This is a genomic window from Actinoplanes sp. NPDC024001 (assembly GCF_040638955.1).
Classification (GTDB): domain Bacteria; phylum Actinomycetota; class Actinomycetes; order Mycobacteriales; family Micromonosporaceae; genus Actinoplanes.
Window position 1 is genome coordinate 1 of the sequence record NZ_JBEZZB010000136.1, and the last position, 21,975, is coordinate 21,975.

At 72.3% G+C, this 21,975-nt stretch carries 18 protein-coding genes and 1 pseudogene; 10 read left to right on the forward strand and 9 right to left on the reverse strand.

The genetic code is table 11. The annotated features are described in order from the left end of the window. The 5 genes and pseudogenes from AB0F81_RS37735 to AB0F81_RS37755 form a co-directional block, all read right to left on the reverse strand. On the reverse strand, positions 1 to 296 hold a 296-nt coding region (locus AB0F81_RS37735; protein WP_360205586.1), incomplete at its 3' end, for a methyltransferase domain-containing protein. Between the two features lie 20 nt (positions 297 to 316). Continuing rightward, positions 317 to 688: an SSI family serine proteinase inhibitor gene (locus tag AB0F81_RS37740; RefSeq protein WP_360205588.1), complete on the reverse strand. Its 372-nt coding sequence runs from the start codon at positions 686 to 688 to the stop codon at positions 317 to 319. 64 nt (positions 689 to 752) lie between these two features. After that, positions 753 to 4,121, reverse strand: a complete 3,369-nt coding sequence (locus AB0F81_RS37745; RefSeq protein WP_360205591.1) for an error-prone DNA polymerase — start codon at positions 4,119 to 4,121, stop codon at positions 753 to 755. 1,388 nt (positions 4,122 to 5,509) lie between these two features. Beyond that, a pseudogene (locus AB0F81_RS37750) lies at positions 5,510 to 6,736 on the reverse strand (DNA polymerase Y family protein); the annotation flags it as partial. A 76-nt stretch (positions 6,737 to 6,812) separates the two neighbouring features. Further along, positions 6,813 to 7,244: an SAV_6107 family HEPN domain-containing protein gene (locus tag AB0F81_RS37755; RefSeq protein ID WP_360205646.1), complete on the reverse strand. Its 432-nt coding sequence runs from the start codon at positions 7,242 to 7,244 to the stop codon at positions 6,813 to 6,815. Positions 7,245 to 8,511: 1,267 nt separating this feature from the next. On the opposite strand from AB0F81_RS37755, the gene AB0F81_RS37760 reads away from it, so the two are divergent. From AB0F81_RS37760 to crtI, 7 genes are all read left to right on the forward strand, one after another. Then, positions 8,512 to 9,318 carry an SDR family NAD(P)-dependent oxidoreductase gene (locus AB0F81_RS37760; RefSeq protein ID WP_360205594.1) on the forward strand — a complete coding sequence of 269 codons (807 nt, stop codon included), beginning with the start codon at positions 8,512 to 8,514 and terminating at the stop codon, positions 9,316 to 9,318. A gap of 4 nt (positions 9,319 to 9,322) precedes the next feature. Then, positions 9,323 to 9,793: a YbaK/EbsC family protein gene (locus AB0F81_RS37765; protein WP_360205597.1), complete on the forward strand. Its 471-nt coding sequence runs from the start codon at positions 9,323 to 9,325 to the stop codon at positions 9,791 to 9,793. 85 nt (positions 9,794 to 9,878) lie between these two features. Then, positions 9,879 to 10,538, forward strand: coding sequence for a monooxygenase (locus tag AB0F81_RS37770; RefSeq protein WP_360205600.1), 660 nt, complete (start codon positions 9,879 to 9,881; stop codon positions 10,536 to 10,538). Beyond that, entirely contained in the window at positions 10,535 to 11,101 is a 567-nt protein-coding gene (locus tag AB0F81_RS37775) for a GNAT family N-acetyltransferase (RefSeq protein WP_360205602.1), read from the forward strand. The genes AB0F81_RS37770 and AB0F81_RS37775 overlap by 4 nt, the downstream gene beginning before the upstream one ends. Then, entirely contained in the window at positions 11,102 to 11,845 is a 744-nt protein-coding gene (locus AB0F81_RS37780; RefSeq protein ID WP_360205649.1) for a carotenoid biosynthesis protein, read from the forward strand. Continuing rightward, entirely contained in the window at positions 11,842 to 12,921 is a 1,080-nt protein-coding gene (locus AB0F81_RS37785; RefSeq protein ID WP_360205605.1) for a glycosyltransferase, read from the forward strand. The genes AB0F81_RS37780 and AB0F81_RS37785 overlap by 4 nt, the downstream gene beginning before the upstream one ends. Beyond that, positions 12,918 to 14,354, forward strand: a complete 1,437-nt coding sequence (gene crtI, locus AB0F81_RS37790; RefSeq protein ID WP_360205608.1) for a phytoene desaturase family protein — start codon at positions 12,918 to 12,920, stop codon at positions 14,352 to 14,354. The genes AB0F81_RS37785 and crtI overlap by 4 nt, the downstream gene beginning before the upstream one ends. A 28-nt stretch (positions 14,355 to 14,382) precedes the next feature. On the opposite strand, the gene AB0F81_RS37795 is transcribed toward crtI, so the two are convergent. The 3 genes from AB0F81_RS37795 to AB0F81_RS37805 form a co-directional block, all read right to left on the reverse strand. Then, positions 14,383 to 16,107: a substrate-binding domain-containing protein gene (locus AB0F81_RS37795; RefSeq protein ID WP_360205611.1), complete on the reverse strand. Its 1,725-nt coding sequence runs from the start codon at positions 16,105 to 16,107 to the stop codon at positions 14,383 to 14,385. Positions 16,108 to 16,219: 112 nt separating this feature from the next. Then, on the reverse strand, positions 16,220 to 16,978 hold the full coding sequence (locus tag AB0F81_RS37800; RefSeq protein WP_360205614.1) for a methyltransferase domain-containing protein: 759 nt from the start codon (positions 16,976 to 16,978) through the stop codon (positions 16,220 to 16,222). 55 nt (positions 16,979 to 17,033) lie between these two features. Continuing rightward, positions 17,034 to 17,957, reverse strand: coding sequence for a LysR substrate-binding domain-containing protein (locus tag AB0F81_RS37805; RefSeq protein WP_360205650.1), 924 nt, complete (start codon positions 17,955 to 17,957; stop codon positions 17,034 to 17,036). 146 nt (positions 17,958 to 18,103) lie between these two features. Here AB0F81_RS37805 and AB0F81_RS37810 point away from each other — a divergent pair, with 146 nt between their 5' ends. Genes AB0F81_RS37810 through AB0F81_RS37820 form a run of 3 tightly spaced genes read left to right on the forward strand, consistent with a single transcriptional unit; the run spans position 18,104 to position 21,458 of the window. Continuing rightward, positions 18,104 to 18,769 (forward strand): succinate dehydrogenase cytochrome b subunit, encoded by a 666-nt coding sequence (locus tag AB0F81_RS37810; protein WP_360205616.1) that lies wholly within the window; start codon positions 18,104 to 18,106, stop codon positions 18,767 to 18,769. A 2-nt stretch (positions 18,770 to 18,771) separates the two neighbouring features. After that, positions 18,772 to 20,715, forward strand: coding sequence for a fumarate reductase/succinate dehydrogenase flavoprotein subunit (locus AB0F81_RS37815; protein WP_360205619.1), 1,944 nt, complete (start codon positions 18,772 to 18,774; stop codon positions 20,713 to 20,715). Continuing rightward, on the forward strand, positions 20,715 to 21,458 hold the full coding sequence (locus tag AB0F81_RS37820) for a succinate dehydrogenase/fumarate reductase iron-sulfur subunit (RefSeq protein WP_360205621.1): 744 nt from the start codon (positions 20,715 to 20,717) through the stop codon (positions 21,456 to 21,458). The genes AB0F81_RS37815 and AB0F81_RS37820 overlap by 1 nt, the downstream gene beginning before the upstream one ends. 96 nt (positions 21,459 to 21,554) lie before the next feature. On the opposite strand, the gene AB0F81_RS37825 is transcribed toward AB0F81_RS37820, so the two are convergent. Then, positions 21,555 to 21,956 (reverse strand): nuclear transport factor 2 family protein, encoded by a 402-nt coding sequence (locus AB0F81_RS37825; protein ID WP_360205624.1) that lies wholly within the window; start codon positions 21,954 to 21,956, stop codon positions 21,555 to 21,557. Between the last annotated feature and the right edge of the window lie 19 nt (positions 21,957 to 21,975).

Sequence of the window (21,975 nt, forward strand, 5' to 3'; positions counted from 1 at the left end):
CGGTCGACAGCGGCGGCTACTTCGACCACACCACCCACGCCGTGGCCCGCGACTTCCGCCGGCAGGCCGTGCTGGCCCTGGAGCGGATCGGCATCGGCGAGCGCGTCCGGGCTCGCGTCGATCACCGTGACGTGGTGGCCGGCCTCGGCGAGCGGCACGGCGAACCCGCCGGTGCCACCGCCGACGTCGAGCACGGTCAGCTCACGGCCGGCGTGCCGGTCCAGTTCACGGCGGAGAACCGCCCAGACCGCCGCGGTGCGGGCGGGCCTCCCGGTACGCGCAGATGCAGTTTCCACCCAGGCAGACTAGCCCCGACCTAGAACTCGAAGAGGACACCCGTAGCGCGGTTCATCTCGCAGGTGTTGCCGTAGGTCTGCGCCCACTCCACCGTCTTGCCCCGCCACACCCCTTTGAGCTCGGCCTTCACCGGCTGGTAGAGCAGGGCGCACATGGAGTCGCCGGGCTCCAGCTTCGCCGGGTCCGCGCCGGCCCGCCGCAGCGTGGCGCAGGCCTGGCCCGGTTTGGGGTGGCCGCCACCGACCGGATCGCAGGTGAGTTTGACGGCCGCCGCGAACCCGGCGTCCGCCATGTAGGTGAGGGTGAGGTCGGCGCGGGGCGACGGCGACGGCCGTGGCACAGGTTGCGCGGCGCCCAGCAGGGCGGTCGACACCGCGGCAAGTCCGATCATCGTTTGGATCATGATGCACCCCCGGATCGTTTCGGGATGCACCGTACACCGCGAAAGGTGCAATTCACCGGAAATCGCGAGATGCTGGGGTGACCGGTGGCGTCACCTCCTCCAACCGGTCGGCCACCAGATTCAGCACGCCCTCGGCCTTCTCCAGCCGGCCCCGGACGATCAGGGCCGCGCTGCTGCGGGCCACCCGCCGGTACCGCTGCCACAGCCCCGGCGAGCAGGTCACGTTCAGCATCCCGGTCTCGTCCTCCAGGTTCACGAAGGTCACCCCACCCGCGGTCGCCGGCCGCTGCCGGTGGGTGACGATCCCGCCGACCCGGATCCGGGTGCCCGCCTCCACCCCGGACAACCGGTCGATCGGCAGCGCACCCGCCCGGTCCAGCTCGTCCCGGATGAACCGCGCCGGATGCGTGTCCGGCGACAACCCGGTCGCCCAGACATCCGCCACCAGCACGTCCACCTCGCTCATCCCGGGCAGCATCGGCGCGTCGGTGCCGGTCACCGTGCCCGGCAGGCGGTCCGGTTTGTCCAGGGCGGCCGCTCCCGCGGCCCACAGCGCCTCACGGCGCGAAAGACCGAAACCCGCAAAGGCATCGGCGGTGGCGAGGGCCTCCAGCTGGGCAGTCGAGCATCCGGTACGCCGGGCGAGGTCCGTCATCGACCGGAACAGACCATGCGCCTTCCGGTCCGCCTCGATCCGCTCGGCCAGGTCGGACCCGATCGTACGAATACTGGACAGCCCCTGCCGCACGGCTGGGCCACCGATCCCCCACGCGTGCGGAGGCTCGCCCGGCTCACTCTTGCGCCGGGTCGCCGGCGTGGTCTCCAGGGTGGCCGCGGCGTCGCTGAGGTTGATGTCCGGCCGGCGCACCTCGACACCGTGCCGCCGGGCGTCGTCGACCAGCGTCTGCGGCGAGTAGAAACCCATCGGCTGCGCGTTGAGCAGCGCCGCGCAGAACGCCGCCGGGTGATAACGCTTCAGCCAGGCGCTGGCGTAGACCAGATAGGCGAAGCTCATCGCGTGACTCTCCGGGAAGCCGTAACTGGCGAACGCGGAGAGCTTGACGAACAGGTCGTCGGCGAGTTCACCGGTGATGCCGTTGGCGGCCATCCCGTCGTACAGCCTCTTCTTGATCCGCTCCATCTTCTCGATCGAGCGCTTCGCGCCCATGGCGCGCCGCAGCTGGTCCGCCTCGGCCGGGTCGAACCCGGCCACGTCGATCGCCAGCTGCATCAGCTGCTCCTGGAAGAGCGGCACCCCGAGGGTCTTGGCCAGCGCGTTCTCCATCAGCGGGTGCGGCACGCGGGGCGCCTCCAGGCCGTTCTTGCGCCGAATGTACGGGTGGACCGAGCCGCCCTGGATCGGGCCGGGGCGGATCAGGGCCACCTCGATGACCAGGTCGTAGAACTCACGGGGCTTGAGCCGGGGCAGCGTGGCCATCTGGGCCCGGCTCTCCACCTGGAACACCCCGACCGAGTCCGCCCGGCAGAGCATCGCGTAGACCTCGTCGTCGTCCAGCGGCATCGTCGCGATGTCCAGCTCGTCCTCGATCATGTCGTACGCGTAGTGCAGCGCCGACAGCATGCCGAGCCCGAGCAGGTCGAACTTGACCAGGTCGACGGCGGCGCAGTCGTCCTTGTCCCACTGCAGCACCGTGCGGCCCGGCATCCGCCCCCACTCCACCGGGCACACCTCGATGATCGGCCGGTCGCAGATCACCATGCCGCCGGAGTGGATGCCGAGATGCCGGGGGAAGTTCTGCACCTCGTTCGCGAAGGCGACGACCTGCTCCGGGATGTCCCCGTCGGCGGCGGCCACGTCACCCCAGCGGTCGATCTGCTTGCTCCAGGCGTCCTGCTGACCGGGCGAGAACCCGAACGCCCGCGCCATGTCCCGCACGGCCGACCGCGGCCGGTACGAGATCACGTTCGCCACCTGGGCGGTGTGCTCCCGCCCGTACCTCCGGTAGACGTGCTGGATCACCTCCTCGCGCCGGTCCGACTCGATGTCCACGTCGATGTCCGGCGGGCCGTCCCGCTCCGGGGCGAGGAACCGCTCGAAGAGCAGGTTGTAGCGCACCGAGTCGACGTTGGTGATCCAGAGCGCGTAACAGACCGCCGAGTTCGCCGCCGAGCCCCGCCCCTGGCAGTAGATCTTCTCGTCCCGGCAGAACTTCACGATGTCGTAGACCACCAGGAAATACCCGGGGAAGCCCAGCTCCTCGATCATGCGCAGTTCCTTCTCGATCTGCGCGTAGGCCTTCGGGTGATGCTCGCCGTATCGCTGCCGGGCGCCCTCCATGGTCAGCTGCCGCAGCCAGCTCATCTCGGTGTGCCCCTCCGGCACCGGGTAGTCCGGGAGTCTCGGCGCGACCAGGTCCAGGTCGAAGGCGAGGCCCGCGCCGAACATCGCGGCGTTCGCCACCGCGCCCGGATAGGCGGCGAACCGGCGCGCCATCTCGTCGCCGCCGCGCAGGTGGGCGGTGCCGGCCGCGGGCAGCCAGCCGTCCATGTCGTCCAGGCTGCGCCGGGCCCGGACCGCGGCCAGGGCGGTCGCCAGCCGGCGCCGGGACGGGGTCGCGTAGTGCACGTTGTTGGTCGCCACCACCTCCAGGCCGCGGCTGCCGGCCAGCTCGAACAGGACGTCGTTGCGATCCGAGTCGTACGGGTCGCCGTGCTCGGTCAGCTCCACCGCCACGTTCCCGGCGCCGAACAGGTCGACGAGACGGTCCAGCTCGTACGCTGCTGCCTCCACCCCGCGCGTGGCCAGCGCCTGCGGGACCGGGCCCTTGCGGCATCCGGTCAGCACCAGCACGTGGTTCCGGAGGTCGGCGGCGACCTGCTCCAGCTCGCCGTACTCCGGCTTGCCCTTCTCACCGCCGCGCAGCTGGGCCTGCGAGATCACCCGGGCCAGCCGGGCGTAGCCCTCGTGGCCGTGCGCCAGGGCCAGCAGATGCACGCCTTCCGGGTCCGCCTCGCCACCCTGCGGCCGGGACAGCCCCAGCGACAGCTCGGCGCCGAAGATCGTGGGCAGGCTCAGCTCCCGGGCCGCCTGGGAGAACCGGACCACACCGTAGAAGCCGTCGTGGTCGGTGACGGCCAGCCCGCTCAGCCCGAGCCGGGCGGCCTCCTCAGCGAGATCCTCGGGATGGCTGGCGCCGTCCAGGAAGCTGAAGTTGGTGTGACAGTGCAGCTCCGCGTAATCCGTGGCGCTCTCCGCCCGAACCAGCCCCGGCGCGGCCCGGTAGGGCTCCCGCTTGCGGCTCCAGGCCGGCGAGTCACCCCCGTCCCCGTCGATCGCCAGCGGATCCACCACCAGCTGCTCGTCGTTGACCGCCCACAGGTCGCGCCGCCCGGCCGGCTTGCGCCCGGACAGCGTGCTCTCCAGCTGTGACCACGGCACATCCGGGTTGTTGAAGCCCACCTCTGACCTTCCTCCGCCAAGCCCTCACCGCAAACCGCCACCGGCCCACCCGCCGCCCTTCCGCACCTCAGGCAGCCGCAGCCCTTCCCACCCAGGCTCAGCCGCAGCCCTTGCCCCTGGCTCAGCCATGCGCCTTGCTCCCGGCTCAGCCGCGAGCCTTGCCGCGCGCTCAGCCGTAGGCCTTGTCCCCTGGCTCAGCCATGCGCCTTGCTCCCGGTTCAGCCGCGAGCCTTGCCGCGTGCTCAGCCGTAGGCCTTGTCCCCTGGCTCAGCCATAGGCTTTGCTCCCGGTTCAATCGCCGACCCGCCTCCGGCCTCGGATCAGTCGTAAACCGCCTCCACCATCCAGTGGCCGCTCGCCAGCGACAGCAGCAGCGCCCGCCCGCCCGCCAGCGTCACCTGGAACCGGGCCCGCCGCCGCGCCTCCTCGGCCGCCCACCAGCGCTCGTCAACCGGCCACGGCCCGGCCCACCCGACGATCTCGGCCGGTGCGCCCCGCTCCACGGCGACGGTCACCGGCGGCCCGGAGAGCTCGAGCCGCCCGCTCACCCCCACCGCCCGGCCCGCCGCGTCGAGCACCACGGCCCCCGCCGGCTGCCCGGGCACCACCGCCGGCGCGGGCTTGGGCAGCCGCCCCGGCCAGGGCGGCAACGCAACCTGCCGGCTCGCCCGCCGCCCCGACCGCCGCCCGGCCGGCCGCACCGGCCCGCTCTCAGCACTCCCGTCCGGCCCTGATCCCTGACCAGGCCACCCGGCACCACCCTCAACCGAGCCCGCGCTCGCCTTGCCCCGCCGCCCAGCGTCAGCCGCACTCGATCCCGCCTCCGGCCACCCGGCGCCCGCCGCACTCGATCCCGACTCCGGCCACCCGGCACCCGCCGCACTCGATCCCGCCTCCGGCCACCCGGCGCCCGCCGCACTCGATCCCGACTCCGGCCACCCGGCGCCCGCCGCGTCCTTGCCCGACCGCACATCACCCACCCCGGCCGGACCCGCACCTCGCCACCCAGCACCGACTTCACCCGAGCCCGCCGCTTCGCTGCTCGACCGCACATCACCAGCCGCGGTCAGGCCCGCCGATCCCCGCCCGGAGCGCGCACTGCCGAACTCGATCAGGCTGACCAGCCCTCCACCGGCCCGCCCGGCCCCACCCTCCTCGGCAGCCGGCTCCTGCGGCGCCCGCCGCGGCCGGAACCGCACCACAGACGCGAGATCGTCAACCACTCCGCCAACCTCGCCAGGCACGAAGCTCGGGGCCGCCGTCTCCGGTGCAGCCTGCTCTCCACCCACAGGAACCGGCGCCGCCTCGGGTAGCGGCCTGACCAGCCGCAATGGACGCGCGGTGGGGCGCTCGCGCACGATCCCCAGGTCGGGAATCGGGTCGGCGTGCGGTCGGCCCGGCCGGGAAGGCTCGCGTTCGTCGCCCCACGCCACCAGGCGGATCTGGTCGTCGGCTGAGCGGCCGCCGCCTGGCACGGCGGTGACCACCGCGTTCGGGCCGAGCAGGCCCTGCACCCGGCTGAAGGCCCGGTGCGCCCGGTCGCGTTCGGCGCCGGTGTCGCCCCAGAGGCCGGGCTGCAGTCCGAGGTGGACCAGCACCCCGTCGGGCACCAGCCGGAGCCGGACCAGGCCGGCGGTCGGCCGGTTCAGGGTGCCGCGCCGGGCACCGGTGAGCCAGCCGTCCAGCTGCCAGCGCACCCGGTCGGCGATGGCCGTGGCGCTCAGCGTGCCGTCGTGCCGCCACACCCGGTAGAGCTCCTGACCGTCCACGGTGACCGCTTCCACCCCGAGCCGGGTGCAGGCCAGACCGTGCGCCGCGAGCCCTTCGTGCAGCCGCTCGGCCAGCGCCCGGCCGGCGAACGCGGCCACGTCCACCCGCTCCAGCGGCTCGTCGTAGGTCTCCTCGACGGCCAGATCGAGCGGCGGTCTGCGGACCGCGAGCGGCCGGTGATCGGCCCCGGCGGCGAGCCGGTGCGCCAGCGCACCGTCGAACCCGAACCGGGTCAGCACGTCCCCGGCCGGCAGCGCGGCGAACTCGCCGAGCGTCTTCACCCCCAGCCGGTGCAGCAGATCGGTCAGGTCCGGGCGTTCCAGAGCCTCGACCGGCACGCCGGCCAGGAACTCGCGGGTCTTCCCCGGTGGCACGATCCGCCCGGTACGCGCGGCGATCCCGGCCGCGAACACCCCGTCGGCGATCCCGACCTGGCACTCCACCGCACAGGCCTGCGCGACCTGCTCGACGATCCGCTCGGCTGCGGCCTCCTCACCACCGAAATACCGTGCCGGGCCGCGCACCGCGACCGCGCACGCACCGGCCCGGATCACCTCGACCCCGGCCACGACCTCCTCGATCGCCGCCACCACCGGCTCGAACGCCCGGGCGTCACGCGCCGGATCGTGCTCCACGACGGTCACCCACGGGCACCGGCTCTGCGCTTCCCGGCGCCGCAGCCCCCGCCGCACCCCTTCCCGGCGTGCCGCCTCGGAACAGGCCAGCACCCGGTTGTTGGACAGCACCACGACCGCTTCCCCGGCCGCCACGCCTTCGACGATCTCCGCAGCGACGATCGGCCAGTCCGGACACCAGACCAGCAGTGTGCGCACGGCTTTTTCCACCACGCCCCCTCACGCAGCAGCCCACCGCCGGGCAGCCACCACCTTGCACGTGCTCACGCCAGGAACGGCGGTCAGGTCACGCGGCCAGGGGTGGCTGATAGCTCATGCCGAGGGACGACTCGACCACGGTGACGAACTGTTCCGCCGCGCGCAGGAGATCGTCGGCCTCGCGGGCGCTCACCACGCGGGGGATGCCGGCCTCCGCCGCGGCACGCTTGCCCGCGCCGAGCGCGAAATAGCCGGCCCACTCACCGAACTCGGGCGCCACCATGACGAGCAGGGACCAGACACTGGTCGCCCGGGTGCGGCGCCCCGGCGCGGATGGCCGGGCACGGGCGGCGAGCAGAGCCGCAGCCGCACGCAGGGCGGCGAGCAGAGCCGCAGCCGCACGCAGGGCGGCGAGATGAGCAGCCGCGTAACGCAGCCCGTCGGGATTGGTGCATGCCGCCTCGTCGAGCCCTTGCCGGGCGATCGTCAGCAGCTGAGCCGGTGTGCGGTGGGGCAGCATGTGCGCCGGGACCGTGGGCGCCTCCGCCCGGGTGGCCGCGCCGGCACGCGCCGGACCGAGAGCCGGCTCGAGGCCCGGGGCAGTGGTGCTCGCCATGGTTGTTTCTCCTCGCCTGTTCCGCATCCGACGTGAGGGGCCGAACCGTCCCGCCGCGGAGGAAGACACAGCGGACAAACCCCCGGCACCAAGCCGATCCCCAAGGACCGGCAAGCGCCGGGACCGAACTCCGGCAGATCCATCACGGACCAACCGGACCCGGGGCTGGACATCAGCGGATCCGTCACGGACCAACCGCGCCCAGAACGAGCTCCAGCAGATCCGTCACGGACCAACCGCGCCCAGAACGAGCTCCAGCAGATCCGTTGCGGATCGGCCGGGGCCGGGACGGGGCTCCAGCGGGCAGAGCCGGAGCCCCGTCGGGCAAACCGTGAAGCCTGCCCCGGCGGCGAGCCGACCGGGCGTGAAGCTTCCCCACACCACACCCGGCGGCACCGCCCGGCGGGTCCGTCGCCCGCCACCGGGGGTCGGGGGCGGCGGGCGACGGCCTGCCTTGTACGGGCTCGGGCCCGCGAATGCCCGAACCACGCGCACGGCACTTCGCGGGTGCCGCGCCGGGAGGCGCGCCGCGAAACACGCTCCCGGGTCAGAACGCTGCCCTCCCGGGCGAGGCCCGTTCGAACATCCGTTCTAACTACCGCAGAGACTAACACCCACCTACGACAAAAAAGCAACCTTCGCGGCCCGCGCCGGCCAGCTTTTTAGAACAGATGATCGACTTCCCGCCAGGCCACCGATGGCGAACTCCGACGGCGTGCCGGCCACGCAAAGAGCGGGCCGGCACGCCGAGCCGAGCAGGCAGTCAGGCATGGGGCATACCGCCAAGCCGGGCAGGCGGGCCAGGCATGGCGGCTGGTCGGGCACACCGGACCCAGTACGCCGGGTCGGGCAAGCCGGATCGGCCATGCTGGGCAAGCCGGCAGGCAGCCAAGCCAGGCCGGCCAAGCCCGGCGGGCACACCAGGCGCGCCAGTCTGGACAAGCCGGGCAGGCAGCCGCCCGGGCCGCCAAGCCGGGCGGGCAGACCGGGCACGCCGGGCTGGGCAAGCCATGTCGGGCAGGCTGGGGCACCCGGCAGGTAGGCCGAGCGTGGGCGGCCTGGCCGAGCGGGACGCAGAGCAAAGCCGGACGCGACCACCTTCGGGATGCCGCCGGCCGGCCCGGGTGCCAGGATGCACGATGAAGCCGGACCAGCCAGGAGGGCGACCGAAGTGACATCAACGATCGTGGTCACCGGCGGCAGCTCAGGCGTGGGCCTGGCCGCCGCCAAGCAGTTCGCCGCCCGCGGCGACGAGGTCGTGCTGGTCGGGCGTGACCAGCAGCGGCTGGCCGACGCCGTCGCCCAGGTGGGGCAGGCCGGCGGACGCGAGCCGCTCCACTTCCGCACCGACTTCGAGTCTTTCGCCCAGGTTCGCACCCTCGCCGACCAGCTGCGGGACCGATTTTCCAAGATCGACGTGCTGGCGAACAACGCCGGCGGCATGGTCGGCGAGTACCGGCGCACCGAGGACGGCTACGAGGCCACCATCCAGGGCAACCACCTCTCCCATTTCCTGCTCACCACGATGTTGCGGGAGCAGCTGCGCGACGGCCGGGTGGTCAACACGGCCTCGCGGGCGCACGTGCAGGGCAGCCCGGATCCGGAGCGGCTGGAGGGTGATCCGGCGAAGTACAACCCCTGGCAGGCCTACGGCGCGGGCAAGGCCGCGAACATCCTCTTCGCCGCCGAGGCGGCCCGCCGGTGGCCGGACGTGACCAGCGTGTCCTTCCACCCGGGTGTGGTGCGCACCAATTTCGGGGCGGGCCGGCTCACCCGGTTCTTCTACCGGTTCGCGCCGTTCCTGGTCACCCCGGAGAAGGCCGGTGAGCTGCTGGTCTGGCTGGCCACCGCGCCGGCCGCCGAGCTGGTCAACGGCGGTTACTACGTCGGCCGGGAGCCGGCCCGCCCGGCGCCGCACGCGCGGGACCCGCAGCTGGCGGCCCGGCTCTGGGAGGCCAGCGCCAAGGCGGCAGGATGAGGCGATGCACAGTCATCCCAACGTGACCGCGGTGCGGGACGCCCTGGTGGGTGCCGGGGTGGACGCCGAGATCGTCATCCTGGACGAGGCGGTGCACACCGCCGCCGCGGCCGCGGCCGCTCTGGAGATCGAGGTCGGCCAGATCGCCAACTCGCTGATCTTCGACGCGGACGGTGAGCCGCTGCTCGTGCTGACCTCCGGCGCGCACCGGGTGGACACCGCGAAGGTGGCGGCCACGCTCGGTGTCGCGAAGCTGCGCCGGGCCACCCCCGAGTTCGTCCGGCGGCACACCGGGCAGGCGATCGGCGGGGTCGCTCCGCTCGGTCACCCGAAACCGGTGCGCACCCTGGTCGACGTGGACCTCCAGCAGTACCCGACGGTCTGGGCGGCCGGCGGGGTGCCCCAGTCGGTCTTCCCGATCACCTACGCCGAGCTGGTGCGGGTCACCGACGGCACCCCGGCCGAGGTGGCATGACCGCCTGCACCGAGCGGCACCCCGCCGCACCGACAAGACGACCTCGCCAGCGAGGGCCAGAGGAGCATGCCGAGGACGGCACCGCATGACACAGGTCAGCCTGCACGTCTGGCGGGTGCCGCGCCGTGCCGTCGGGGCGGCCCTGCTGCGGATGGCGTTCGCCCGCCGTCACCGGCCCGGGGTTCAGTTCGCGAAGTTCCTCGGCACGGCTCAAGGCTTCGGTCCCGGCGACGCCGACCTCACCCGGTACGCGGCGTTCACGGTCAGCGACCGGCCGGTCGATTTCCCTACCTGGGACCGGATCGCCACCAGCAGCGCCCGTGTCGACCTGGAGCCGCTGATCAGCCGGGGCACGTGGGCGAAGCGGAGCCCGTTCCAGCCGACCGGCCGCAAGGCCGACGGCATGGTGCTGGCCCTGACCCGGGCGCGGCTGCGACCCTCCCGGGCGGTCCGGTTCTGGCGGGCGATCCCGGCGGTGGCCCACGAGGTGCTCGCCGCGCCCGGCCTGCTCGCGCACTTCGGGGTCGGTGAGGCGCCGATCGGCTGGCAGGGCACGGTCAGCGTGTGGCGCAGCGCGACGGACCTCACCGCTTTCGCGTACCGTCAGCCGCAGCATCGCGCGGCGATCGCCCGTACCCCGGCCGACCGCTGGTACGCGGAGGAGCTGTTCGCCCGTTTCGCGGTGCACGACATCAGCGGCGACCGGTCCGTGCTGGGCTGGACGGCCGAGGAGAGGGAGCGATGAGGCTCGTTGCTTGGCAGCCGGACGACCTGCTGCGCCGGCTCGACGACGTGGTCGCCGTCTACGGCGAGGCGATGGGCTACCGGCCGGAGCTGCTGCAGACCCGGCGCGGCTACATCGGGTCACACGTGCGCCGTCCCGGGTTCCGCGCGGTCGCCACGACCACCCCGGACGGACGGGTCGCCGGGTTCGGCTACGGCTACACTTCCGCTCCCGGCCAGTGGTGGCACGACCAGGTGCGGTCGGCGCTGGACGATCCGTCCCGGCGGCACTGGCTGGCCGACTGTTTCGAGGTGGTGGAGCTGCACGTCCGGCCGGTCGCCCAGGGCCACGGGGTGGGCGCCCGCCAGCTGCGCGCGCTGCTCGCCATGGCCGAGGGCAAGACCGTGCTGCTCTCCACTCCGGAGGCGGACGAGCAGACGTCGCGCGCCTGGCGGTTGTACCGGCGGTTCGGTTTCACCGATGTGCTGCGCAACTTCATCTTCCCCGGCGACGAGCGGGCCTTCGCGATCCTCGGGCGGGAGCTGCCGGTGGTCGAGGACAGCCCCGGCGCAGTCGGCGGCTGACTGGTGCAGCGGGTTCCGTGGGCGCTGCTCGGCGCCTTGATCTTGGCTCAGATCTGCTATCCACTCACCTCGGGTGAGCTCCGCGCGGGGCTGACCGTGGCGACCGTGCTGATCGGGGTGCTGCTCTCGGTCGCGCACGCCTTCCTCAGCCGTGGGCCGCGGGCGGCGGCAGCGCTGATCGGCGCCGCGGGGATCGGCGGTTTCGCGGTCGAGGCGATCGGGGTGGCGACCGGCTTCCCCTTCGGCACGTACGACTACTCCGGTGAACTCGGCCCGAAGCTGCTCGGCGTACCCCTGATCATCCCGTTGGCCTGGACCTGGATGGCGTGGCCGGCGTGGCTGGCCGCGGTGCGGGTGACGCGCGGCCGCGCGGCGCGCATCGCGCTGGCCGCGGCCGGCCTGGCCGCGTGGGATCTGTTTCTCGATCCGCAGATGGTCGCCGAGGGGTACTGGCGCTGGCATGATCCGGTGCCCGCGCTGCCCGGGCTGGCCGGCATTCCGGTCAGCAACTACCTGGGGTGGCTCGGGTTCGCGCTGCTGCTGATGACGGCCCTGTCAGCAAATATCGTGTCAGGTCTGGGCAAAAAAGATGCGCCGATGTACGCCCTGTGGCTCTGGACCTACTTCTCCTCGGTCCTGGCGCACGCCGTCTTTCTCGACCTGCCCGCGTCCGCCCTCTGGGGTGGCGTGCTGATGGGCGCCGCGGTCCTCCCGCTCGTGCTGCGACTGCGGACAAAAGCGTGATCGCCTGGCTGTTCCTGGCGCCGCTGCTGCTGCTCACCGGGCACACCGCGGTCAACGCCCTGCTGCTGCGCCGACCGCGACGGAACGCGTCCATCGTGGACCGGGTCGCGGTGCTGCTGCCGCTGCGCGACGAGGCCACCCGGGTCACGCCCTGCCTGGAGTCGCTGCTGGCCCAGCGCGGCGTGCCGGAGCTGACGATCCACGTGCTCGACGACGGCTCCACCGACGGCACGGCCGACGTGGTCCGTGCGGTCGCCGGCGACCGGGTGCGGCTGCATGCCGGGACCCCGCCGCCGCCGGGCTGGCTGGGCAAACCGAACGCCTGCGCCCGGCTCGCCGACGCGGCCGGTGACGCGGACGTGCTGGTCTTCGTGGACGCCGACGTGGTGCTGGAACCGGACGCCGTCGCCGGGGCGGTGGCGTTGCTGCGGGATGCCCGGGTGACCCTGCTGTCGCCGTACCCTCGGATCACCGGCGCCGGGCGCCTGGTGCAACCGCTGCTGCAATGGTCCTGGCTCACCTTCCTGCCGCTGCGCGGCATGGAGCGCTCGCCGCGCCCGTCGCTGGCCGCCGCCGGCGGCCAGTGGCTGGTGGTGGACCGGGCCGGTTACCGCCGGGCCGGCGGCCATGCCGCCGTGCGCGACGACGTCCTGGAGGACATCGGGCTGGCCCGCGCGGTGAAACGCGCCGGCGGGCGCATCGCGCTCGCCGACGGCTCGCGGCTGGCCACCTGCCGGATGTACGAGTCCTGGTCCGACCTGGCGGACGGTTACGGCAAGTCGCTGTGGGCCTCGTTCGGCTCGCCGGCCGGCGCGGTCGCCGTCGTGGCGCTGCTGCTTCTCCTGTACGCGCTGCCGCCCCTCCTGCTCCCGCTGGGACTGTGGGCCCTGGCCGCCTATCTGCTCGGGGTCACCGGGCGCGTGATCAGCGCGATCGCCACCGGCGGGCGGGTCTTCCCGGACGCGCTCGCGCACCCGCTCTCGGTGGTGCTGTTCGCCTGGCTGGTCGCCCGTTCCTTCCGTCTGCGCCGCCTGGGTCGTCTCACCTGGCGCGGCCGGAGGATCATGTCGGGATGAGCGAGATCGTGGTGATCGGCGCCGGGGTCGGCGGCCTGGTCGCGGCCGCCCGGCTGGCCGCCGCCGGGCACCGGGTGGTGGTGCACGAGAGGTCCGGCACGGTCGGCGGCAAGCTGGCCGTCCACGAGCGGGAGGGTTTCCGTTTCGACACCGGCCCGAGCCTGCTCACCCTGCCGCACGTCTTCGACGGGCTGGATCTGGGTCTGCGCCCGGAGCCGCTGGACCCGGTGGTCCGGCACGTCTTCCCGGACGGCACGGTGCTCGACTCCTCGTCGTCGCACGATGTCTTCCTCGACCGGATCGCCACCGCGATGGGCGCCGGGGCGGCCGCCGACTGGGACCGGTTCTGGCGCCGGGCGGCCCGGATCTGGCGGGCCTCCTACTCCTCGGTGCTGCGCCGGCCGGTGACCGCGACGTCGCTGGCCCGGCTCTCCTGGCGGGTCGGTGATCTGGCCGCGATCGCGCCGGGCCGGTCGCTGCGCGCCCTCGGCCGGCGCTATCTGCGCGATCCGCGGTTACGGATGCTGCTGGACCGTTACGCGACCTACACCGGCACGGATCCGCGCCGCGCGCCCGCGGCGCTCGCCGCGATCCCCTACGCCGAGCTCACCTACGGCGGCTGGTATCTGCCGGGCGGCCTGGGCACGCTGGCGACGGCTCTGCACGACCGGTGCCGCGCCCTCGGCGTACGGGTCGAGCTGGGTTCCGCGGTCGCGGCGATCGAGACGGATCCGGGCGTACGCGGGGTGCGCCTGGAGTCCGGAGCGTTCGTGCCGGCCGACGTGGTGATCTCCAACGTGGACGCGCTGACCCTCTACCGGGATCTGCTGCCCAGCCCGGGCCGGCTGGCCGGGCTCGCCGACCGCAGCCTCGGCGGGTTCGTGCTGCTCCTCGGCGTGCGCGGGGAGACGCCGGAGCTGGCCCATCACACGGTCTTCTTCCCGCGCGACTACGACGCCGAGTTCGACGCGATCTTCGGGTCGGCGAACCGGCGGGCCCGGCCGGTGGACGATCCGGCGATCTTCGTGACCCGGGCCGCTGATCCGGCGGTGCGGCCGGACGGGCACGAGGCCTGGTTCGTCCTGGTGAACGCGGCACGGCAGGGCACCGGCTGGTCCGCAGTGGACTGGCGACGGCCGGGGCTCGCCGAGGCGTACGGATCGCACATTCTCAACGTGCTGGCTCGCCGCGGCCTGGACGTGCGGGACCGGCTGGCGTTCGCCGAGACGCGCACGCCCGCGGATCTGGCCGAGGCCACGGCCGCGCCCGGCGGCGCCATCTACGGCACCGCGGGCGGGCTGCTACGGCCGGCGAACCGGGGCCCGGTCGACGGCCTGTACCTGGTCGGCGGCTCCGCCCACCCGGGTGGCGGGCTGCCGATGGTCACTCTCTCCGCCGGCATCGTCGCCGACCAGATCGGCCCCGCCGCATAGTCCGTGTGGATCTCCCGCACGCCGGCCGTCAGGGGCGGGAGTGGGCGGCCAGGAAGGCCTTGGCGACCGCGGAGGCCAGGTCGGCCGGGTTCCTGGCGGCGATCGCCTGTCCACCGGTGGCCCTGGCCATGCCCTGCAGGGCCGGCATGTTCGCGTCCGGGCCGTAACCGACCGCGATGATCGGCACCGGCCTCGCCGGGTCCTGGCCGGCGGCGAGCCGCCTCTGGAAGTCCTGGTTGGACATCGCGAACCGGGTGCCGCCGTCGGCGCCGTCGGTGAGCACCACCACCACGGTGGCCGTCTCCGGCTTGACCTGCTTGCGCATCGCGTCCACCCCGTCGAGCACCGCCTGGTAGAGCGGGGTGCCGGCGTTCGGCGCCGGCCGGTACGCCCGGATCGTGTCGACCAGCGCCTGCCGGCGCGGCTTGCCGTCGACGACCCCGGTGACCGGCCCGAGCGTGACCTGCTCGGTGTGTGCCGGGCCGTTGCGGTTCGGGTCGCCGAAATACCACATCCCGACCGCGGCCTCGTCGTCGAAGAGATCAGCCGCAGCGGCGCCGGATTCGCGCAGCAGGGCAGCCTTGGTGGTGCTCCGCCCGCCGCGGTCGGTGATCCGCTCGTTCATCGAACCGGACGAGTCGATCAGCAGCAGCACCTGGAAGGCGAGCTTCTGGTACTGCGCCCACTGCCGGGCCGGGCCGAGCAGCCGGCCCGCCGCGTTCGGCAGCCGCAGCACCCCGGCGGTCGGCTCGGCGCGGAAGCCGGCCGCCGCCACGGCCGGCTTGCTGATCGCCGCGCGCAGCCGCTCGGCCAGCGCCCGATCGGCGCCCTTGCGGACGGCGAACGGATAGTCGGCCTCGACCCGGGCGTCGACCGGCGGGACGCCGATCATCGGCACCCCCTTGGCGGCCTTCTGGTACGCCCGCAACTGCTGCTCGATCACCGGGAAGACGCCGATGTCGTACACCGCGGTGGTGCTGTCCTGCTGGCCGGCCAACCGGCCGAGCAGGGTGGCCGGGTCCGCGTTGGACTCCTGGATCCGGCTGCGCAGGGTGAGCGCCCGCAGCTGGGCGATCCCGGCGTCCTTGGTGGTGCGTGCCGTCGCGGTGTGCACGCCGTGCACGCTGAGCAGACCGGCCGTGCTGGTCATCGGGTCCGGCATGGTGACGCTGGGTATCCGGGCCGAGGCCAGGCTGGTGATCAGACCGGTCCAGGAGCCCTTGTCACCCTCGGCGAACAGGCTCGCGATGCCCTCCGGCGCGGCCAGCAGGATCGGCGAGTACGCGATCGGCTTGCCCTCCACGGCGTAGGTCGTGCCCGCGTCGGCCGCGATCGGCAGCCACGAGCTGCTGGACGGCACCCAGACGTCCGGTTTCGGCGTGCCGCGCAGGGTGGCGCCCGGCTCCTGCGCCTGCACGACGATCGGCGCGCAGCGCTGCCCTTCCGGGTTCAGGGTGGCCGCCGCCTCGCGGATCAGTGGCTCGATCTCGGGCGCCGCGGTCACCCGCAGCTCGGGGTCGGGGCAGGGCGTCACGCTGGGCTGGGTGGCTGACGGGGGCGGCGCCGCGCTGGGCCGGGCGGCCGGCTGCCCGGAGCCGTTGCGCATCAGTTGCCAGGCGACTCCACCGGCGGCCAGCAGAACCACCAGCACCAGGGCCGCGGAGAGCAGGATCCGCCGTGGAGCGTGTTCCGGTTCGGTCCACTCACCGTGGCCCGGTGCGGGCAACTGCCTTGGCCACTCGTTGTCGGACATGCCACCTCATCCATCCGGGGTCGAGGCCGATGGGTGCGGATACTAATCCGGTATTCATGTTTCGCAATGGTTTCACCGGCTTCTGCCAGATCTCGGCACAAACGCGGCAAGATCACTTTCTGGTACGGGTTTCGGCGACGGCGATCACGATGAGCTCGCCGTCCTCGCTGAGCCCGACCGGCTCCCGGCCCCAGCCGCCGTAGATCCGGTCCACCCGGAAACCCGCCGTCCACAGTGCGTCGCGCAGGTCCTCCTCGGTGCGGAACCGCATCTGCGCCGCACTGGTCAGGTGCCCGCCGTCGGAGAACCGGTAGTGATGGGTGAACGACACCAGACCCTCCGCGCCGACCGCGGTGACCTCGGTCCACGCGGTGACGACCTCCCCTCCGGCCAGCACGATGGAGCGCCGGGAGTCCTCCGGGTTCCACTTCTCCCACGGGCGGGCCGCCGGGTCCCGGCTGTCGAAGATCAACCGTCCACCGGGGACCAGGGCGTTGCGCAGCGACCGCAGCGCGGCCGGCCACTCCTGGTCACCGACGATGAACTGGGACGTGTGGCTGGTCAGGAACGCGGCGTCGAAGGTCGCGGCCGGCAGCTTCTCCGCCGACCCGAGGACCCACCGCACCCGGGCGGCGCCGGGCTTGCGGCGGGCGGCGTCGAGAGCGGCCGTGGCCGGGTCGACCCCGGTGACCTCGTGACCGGCCGCGGCCATGGCGATCGCCAGGCGCCCGGTGCCGCACCCGAGATCGAGGACCCGGGGCGCGCTGCGCTCGGCGAGAACCGCCATGAAGAAGTCGTCGTCCCAGCCCCAGGGGCATTCGGCGTCATAGACCTCGACCAGCCGGGGATCGCGGAACTCGCCATGCCACACGCAGGGATGCTAGAACGCCCGGTGGCCGGTTGACTACCCGATGTGGACGGGACCCTTACAGTGCGCGTACGCCGAAGGGCAGCTCACCGGCGGCGATGTGCTCCAGCATGACCTCGCGCAACTCGGCTGCCGCGTGCGGCAGCACCGCGCCGCGCCGCTGGGCGAGCGCGATCGTCCGGCGCATGCCGGGCGGCGCCAGCGGCGTCGCCCGCAGCAACGGCCGGTTGGCCAGCACCATGCTCGGCACCAGCGCCACCCCGAGACCGGCTTCGACGAAGGCCAGGACCGCGTCCATCTCGCCGCCCTCGACGGCGAACTTGGGGGTGAAGCCGGCCCGCTCGCAGGCGTGCAGGGTGACGTCGCGGATGTCGTAGCCCTCCCGGAACATCACCATCGGGGTGTGCCGCAGCTCGGCCAGGTCGAGCTGGCGGCCCACGGTCAGCGGCGGGCCGTCGGCGACCGAGGCCACCACCAGGCTCTCCCGCAGCAGCTCGGTGGTCTCCAGCGCCGGGTCGACGCCGTGCTCGGAGTGCACGATCAGGGCCAGGTCGAGCGAGTGCGCGAGCAGATCGGTGATCAGGTCCTGCGAGCTGCCCTCGCTCACGTACAGCTGGATGCCGGGATGGTCGGCGCGGTAGGTCCGCAGCACGGCGGGCACGAGTGAGGAGCAGAGACTGGGGGTGGCGCCCAGCCGGACCTCACCGCGGCGCAGACCGACGATGTCCTGCACGGCCTCGCGCGCCGCGTCGGCGTCGGCGACCATCCGCTGCGCCAGCGGGAGCAGCGTTTCACCAGCTACCGTGAGGGTGACACCGCCCCGGATCCGCTCGAAGAGCGGCGCGCCGAGAGAGCTTTCAAGGGTGTGAATCTGCTTACTCAGGGTCGGTTGCGAGACGCCCAAAATGTCCGCCGCTTGGGTGAAATGTCGCGTCTCAGCCACCGCTACGAAGTACCGGAGTTGTTGCAGCTGCACGGTAATAGACTACCGCTATGGATGTTGGTCCCATCATGCATTAGACGAATGGCTCGGGACTTTCTACCGTCCAAGTTGTGGCGGTAGACACTCCTATTCCGAAGACGACCAACGCAGCGGGTGCGACGGCACGCCCCGCTCCGCGGAAGTCGGTGCGACCCTCGTCGGTCGTCCTGAAATTGATCATGGCGCTCAGCGGCGTGCTGCTGGTGCTCTTCCTCTTCGCGCACGCGGCGGGCAACCTCAAGATCTTCGTGGGCGCCGAGGACTTCGACCACTACGCGCACTGGCTGCGGGAGCTCGGCACGCCCCTGCTGCCGGACACCTGGTTCCTGTGGATCCAGCGGGTCGGCCTGCTCGTGGCGATCTTCGCGCACATCTGGGCGGCCACCGTGCTGGCCCGCCGGGCCGCCAAGGCCCGCCCGGTCAAGTACGCGCACCGGCCCAAGGTCCAGGGCAGCTACGCGGCCCGCACGATGCGCTGGGGTGGCGTGATCATCCTGCTCTTCGTGATCTACCACATCCTCGACCTGACCACGGGCCACCTGAACCCGGAGGGTGGCGACGCCGACCCGTCCGCCCGGCTGATCGCGGACTTCGCGCCCGAGCGCTGGTACGTGACCCTCTTCTACACCGTCGCCGTGGTGGCCGTCGGTTTCCACCTGCGGCACGGCATCTGGAGCGCGGCCCGCACGCTGGGCCAGCAGACCAAGAAGAACGAGTTCCGCGCGCAGGTGATCGCGCTGGTCCTGGCCGTGGTGCTGGTCGCGATGTACCTCTCGGTGCCGTTCGCGGTGACGACCGGATTGGTGGGTTGATCATGAACGACTTCTGGATCGAGGGTGAGCCGGTCGTCGACAAGGCCGCTCCGGACGGACCGGTCGAGACTCGCTGGGAGCGCCGCAAGTTCGCTGCCAAGCTGGTCAACCCGGCGAACCGCCGGAAGCTGACCGTCATCGTCGTGGGCACCGGCCTGGCCGGCGGCTCGGCCGCCGCCACGCTCGCCGAGGCCGGCTACCGCGTCAAGTCGTACTGCTACCAGGACAGCCCGCGGCGCGCGCACTCGATCGCGGCGCAGGGTGGCATCAACGCGGCGAAGAACTACCGCAACGACGGCGACTCCGTCTACCGGCTCTTCTACGACACCGTCAAGGGCGGCGACTTCCGCGCCCGCGAGTCGAACGTCTACCGGCTCGCCCAGGTGTCGGTGAACATCATCGACCAGTGCGTCGCGCAGGGCGTCCCGTTCGCCCGCGAGTACGGCGGCCTGCTCGACAACCGCTCGTTCGGTGGCACCCAGGTGTCCCGGACCTTCTACGCCCGGGGCCAGACGGGTCAGCAGCTGCTGCTCGGCGCGTACCAGGCCATGGAGCGGCAGATCGGCCTCGGCAACATCGAGATGAACGCCCGGCACGAGATGCTCGAGCTGATCATCGTCGACGGCAAGGCTCGCGGCATCGTGGTGCGCGACATGGTCACCGGCGAGATCACGACCGAGTTCGCCGACGCCGTGGTGCTCGCCTCCGGTGGCTACGGCAACGTCTTCTTCCTCTCCACCAACGCCAAGGGCTGCAACGTCACGGCGTCGTGGCGGGCGCATCGCAAGGGCGCGCTGTTCGCGAACCCCTGCTACACGCAGATCCACCCGACCTGTATCCCGGAGTCCGGCTCGCACCAGTCGAAGCTGACCCTGATGTCGGAGTCGCTGCGTAACGACGGCCGGGTGTGGGTGCCGAAGCGGGCGGCGGACTGCCAGAAGCCCGCCGGGGAGATCCCGGAGGAGGACCGCGACTACTACCTGGAGCGGATCTACCCGTCGTTCGGCAACCTGGTGCCCCGGGACATCGCGTCGCGGGCCGCCAAGAACGTCTGCGACGAGGGCCGCGGCGTCGGCCCCGGCGGTCTCGGCGTCTACCTGGACTTCGCCGACGCGATCAAGCGGCTGGGCCGCAAGGCGGTCGAGGCGAAGTACGGCAACCTCTTCGAGATGTACGAGCGGATCACCGGCGAGGACCCGTACGAGACGCCGATGCGCATCTACCCCGCCGTGCACTACACGATGGGCGGCCTCTGGGTCGACTACGACCTGCAGTCGACCATCCCGGGCCTGTTCGTGATCGGCGAGGCGAACTTCTCCGACCACGGCGCCAACCGGCTCGGCGCGTCCGCGCTGATGCAGGGCCTGGCCGACGGCTACTTCGTGCTCCCCAACACGATCAACAACTACCTCGCCGCCGGCCCGTTCCCGGCCGTGTCCGAGCAGGACGCGCCGGTCGTGGAGGCCCGCAAGCAGGTCGAGGACCGGATCGCCAAGCTGCTCACCATCAACGGCGACCGGACCGTCGACTCCTTCCACCGCGAACTCGGCCAGATCATGTGGGAGTACTGCGGCATGGAGCGCACCGAGGAGGGGCTGACCAAGGCGATCGGCCTGATCCGCGCGCTCAAGGAGGAGTTCTGGACCCGGGTGAAGGTGCCCGGCAAGGGCGAGGAGCTCAACCAGAACCTGGAGAAGGCCGGCCGCGTCGCCGACTTCATCGAGCTCGGTGAGCTGATGTGCATCGACGCCCTGCACCGGCGGGAGTCCTGCGGCGGTCACTTCCGGGCCGAGTCGCAGACCCCGGACGGCGAGGCGCTGCGCCACGACGACGAGTTCAGCTACGCCGCCGCGTGGGAGTACTTCGGCGCCGACGGCAAGCCGACCCTGCACAAGGAAGAGCTCAACTTCGAGTACGTCCACCCGAGCACGCGGAGTTACAAGTAATGGATATCAAAGTCAGGGTGTGGCGTCAGTCCGGCCCGGCTGACAGCGGCCGGATGGTCACCTACGACGTCAAGGACATCTCCCCCGACGCGTCGTTCCTCGAGATGATCGACGTCCTCAACGAGACGCTGATCCTGAGCGGTGACGACCCGATCGCCTTCGACCACGACTGCCGTGAGGGTATCTGCGGCGCGTGCAGCATGGTCATCAACGGCGTGGCGCACGGCCCGGAGAAGGCCACCACCACCTGCCAGCTGCACATGCGCCACTTCAAGGACGGCGACGTCATCGACGTCGAGCCGTGGCGCGCCGCCGCCTTCCCGGTGATCAAGGACCTGGTCGTCGACCGCACGGCCTTCGACAAGATCATCCAGGCCGGCGGCTACATCAGCGCCCCCACCGGCACCGCGCCGGACGCGCACGCCACGCCGGTGCCCAAGAAGGACGCGGACGCCGCGTTCGAGGCGGCCACCTGCATCGGCTGCGGCGCCTGCGTGGCGGCCTGCCCGAACGGCTCCTCCATGCTGTTCACCGCCGCGAAGATCACCCACCTCGGCCTGATGCCGCAGGGCCAGCCCGAGCGCGACAGCCGGGTGATCGACATGCTGCAGGCGCAGGACGACGCCGGCTTCGGTGGCTGCACCAACATGGGTGAGTGCGCCGAGGTCTGCCCGAAGGGCATCCCGCTGAGCCTGATCGGCCGCCTGAACAGCGACTACCGCAAGGCGATCAGCAAGCGCTGATCCCGCTACCCCCGGTGCCGGGCACAACGACGTGTCCGGCACCCGGTTCTTCGGGTGCCCGGCACAACGACGTGCCGGGCACCCGTCTTTCTCCGGTCAGGCCGCCAGGGCCTCGGCGATCGCCAGGGTGTGCTGGTACTCCCGCCAGTGGGCCAGCCTGCCGTCCCGGGTGCGCAGCACCGCGATGAACGGCGCCGACGCGACCACCCCGGTGCGGGTGTGGGTGCCGGCCAGTTCGTACTCCACGACGATCACCTCGGGATCGGCGGTCTCGTGCACGGTCACGTTGCGGCAGTCGTCGAACCGGACCGGGAAGGCCGCCCGGCCGGCCTCGGTGTAGTCCAGCACCCGCTGCTTGCCCTCGATCCGGCCCGGCCCGCCGGGCGCGGCGAACGGCGTCTCGATCACCACGTCGTCGGTGAGCAGGTCGGCCTCGAAGGTGGACCGGCCGGCGAGCCAGTGCGCGCGCATCCGGTCGAAGATCTGGCTCGGCGTCATGGCGGTCTCCTAACATGAG

Bases quoted from the DNA above. Each gene is read 5' to 3' on its own strand.
- AB0F81_RS37740 (WP_360205588.1), bottom strand. From the start codon at position 688: ATGATCGGACTTGCCGCGGTGTCGACCGCCCTGCTGGGCGCCGCGCAA.
- AB0F81_RS37755 (WP_360205646.1), bottom strand. From the start codon at position 7,244: ATGCTGCCCCACCGCACACCGGCTCAGCTGCTGACGATCGCCCGGCAA.
- AB0F81_RS37765 (WP_360205597.1), top strand. From the start codon at position 9,323: ATGCACAGTCATCCCAACGTGACCGCGGTGCGGGACGCCCTGGTGGGT.
- AB0F81_RS37770 (WP_360205600.1), top strand. From the start codon at position 9,879: ATGACACAGGTCAGCCTGCACGTCTGGCGGGTGCCGCGCCGTGCCGTC.
- AB0F81_RS37775 (WP_360205602.1), top strand. From the start codon at position 10,535: ATGAGGCTCGTTGCTTGGCAGCCGGACGACCTGCTGCGCCGGCTCGAC.
- crtI (WP_360205608.1), top strand. From the start codon at position 12,918: ATGAGCGAGATCGTGGTGATCGGCGCCGGGGTCGGCGGCCTGGTCGCG.
- AB0F81_RS37795 (WP_360205611.1), bottom strand. From the start codon at position 16,107: ATGTCCGACAACGAGTGGCCAAGGCAGTTGCCCGCACCGGGCCACGGT.
- AB0F81_RS37815 (WP_360205619.1), top strand. From the start codon at position 18,772: ATGAACGACTTCTGGATCGAGGGTGAGCCGGTCGTCGACAAGGCCGCT.
- AB0F81_RS37820 (WP_360205621.1), top strand. From the start codon at position 20,715: ATGGATATCAAAGTCAGGGTGTGGCGTCAGTCCGGCCCGGCTGACAGC.
- AB0F81_RS37825 (WP_360205624.1), bottom strand. From the start codon at position 21,956: ATGACGCCGAGCCAGATCTTCGACCGGATGCGCGCGCACTGGCTCGCC.